This is a genomic window from Brevibacillus sp. SKDU10 (genome assembly GCF_001645205.1).
GTDB lineage: Bacteria > Bacillota > Bacilli > Brevibacillales > Brevibacillaceae > Brevibacillus_B > Brevibacillus_B halotolerans.
In genome coordinates, this window is the sequence record NZ_LSSO01000074.1 from 1 (window position 1) to 2074 (window position 2074).

Below are 2074 nucleotides of genomic sequence, written 5' to 3' on the forward strand. Positions count from 1 at the left end.
CCTTGTCATAAATAGATATGATAAGATCATCATTATTAACATACCGCTCATATAACGTACTATCAGGATATTTCATCGAGGTTATTATTTTCTTAACTTCTTCTTGAGATTTCCCAGAGACTTCGAGTTGATACTGGATGTTGTCAGTATCTAGCCATATGTAATAATACAGTTTCTCAGTCTCGTCGATTGGTGTAACTGTTATCTTGGTCATCTCCAATCCACCAACAAATATATTTTCCTTCTCTACCCGACTGTATTTCTCTTTAATTTTCTCGTAAGCTGATTCAATTCCTACTCCTCTATTAATTGCTGATAATTCGAGTCCGCCTGATCCATCATAGAGCACTCGTACTACACTTATATCCTTGTTCGTTGTTTCTGGAGGTTTTTGACCTAAAGCTGAAAGCAATTCATTTGGATTGACCCTTATACTAATGCCATAAAATTGATTATTTTCAGGAATATATTCAGGGACCTTAAACCTAAAACCAGCTCTCTGTTCCGCTTTTTGCAATCTGTTACTAGATGCATAACCATCTATCCTTGTTTCCTCTTGCGTTTCACTCTTAAAAGAGTACGGATTAAATGAAATATTTTCATTGTTTGGTTGAGTTACGATTTGAGCGTCTGCTACCGATCCAGATGCATTTGTAAGCGTCACAGCGCTTATCACAACCCCACATGCTACTGCAACTGTCGACAGCTTGTATGATCCTTTTTTAAATAAGCTAATCATTTGAATCCTCCTCTTTATTAAACCCTTTTTGCTAGATTTAGAAAAATAAAGAAGCTGGGGACGCTCTCGATTAACAGAAAATCGTTTTAAAAAACTGATAATTGTCATCCCGTAGGCTTCCATCTCTTCCTCACCAATTACCTCTAAGACATATGCGTCACAAGCAAGCTCCATGTCGGCTCTCATTTTGTTCATACAAATCCAAACCAATGGATTCATCCAATGAATTGCGAGAGCAAGCATTCCTAACGTATTCCACAGGATATCCTTTCGCTTATAATGCGCAAGCTCATGAGACAGTATATGGGTGAGCTCGGAATCGCTCATCTCTTTGCATACTTCCTGAGGGCAATATACCCATGGGTGAAGCTGTCCGGTGATATACGGACTTTTTGCTACATCACCTGTATAAATGGGAATTGATTTCTCGATGTTAAATTTCTTTCTGCATTGATCCATAATCAATACCAATTTTGGATCTGTAACTCTTGTAAGCAAACGATCTTTTTGTTTCAATTTGCGTTTGTATCCATACATTACATAAAGCATGACAGTGAAGCCAAGCAACCACACAATTGATATTCCTTTTATCCAGAGGATATACCTACTATTGCTAGATTCTGTTCTTTCAGCACTTGAAGTCTGATGAGCTTCTGCACTTTGAGCCACTGTTGTTGTAGCTTCAGCTTGGGCAAGTCCGAGTTGATTCTTTCTCAGTAGCTCATGTTTTAATTGATCCTCACCTTGCAGATCATTTTCCATGGCTTGGCCGGTTATTGTATCTTGTTGATTAGAAAACCCCAAAGTCTTCAACACATGATTTGAACTGAATTCTAAAGCTGTAAAGATACTAATTGAGCTACTAGGAAAAGCGGGAACCAATAGACGTATTACTACAATCAACCATAGTGCATAATGAATGCGAGCACTGATGCGGTGGTTAAACAGCTTCTTTATGAGTAGAACGAATAACGCTACAACACTCGCACCTATTGAGGACTCAACCACCCACAGAAAAGTCTCATTTAGCATATTCATATGTATTACCCTCTTTTAGAAAGTCTAGCGAATCTTTCTATCACTAGCTTTTGTAGCCTCTTACGTGTTTTTTTTCTGTTTGTCCTGTAATAATTTTTGCAGGTCATTGATCTCTTTTTCTGATAGGTCAGCATCTTCTAAAAAATTGGTAATCATCATGCCTGCCGTACCATTAAAGACTCGCTTTAAAAAAGATTCGCTTTCTGCTCTCCGGCACTCTTTTTCAGAAACAAGTGGATAGTATGCATAGCTTCTTCCTGATTTATGATAGCCAATAGCCTTCTTTTTCAATAACCG

Annotated in this window: 2 protein-coding genes; both read right to left on the reverse strand. The window is 38.0% G+C overall.

All coding sequences use genetic code 11. The annotated features are described in order from the left end of the window. On the reverse strand, positions 1-1777 hold a 1777-nt coding region (locus AYJ08_RS04950), incomplete at its 3' end, for a M56 family metallopeptidase (protein WP_064016820.1). A gap of 60 nt (positions 1778-1837) precedes the next feature. Then, a partial coding sequence (locus AYJ08_RS04955; RefSeq protein ID WP_197490588.1) for a BlaI/MecI/CopY family transcriptional regulator occupies positions 1838-2074 on the reverse strand: 237 nt, incomplete at its 5' end.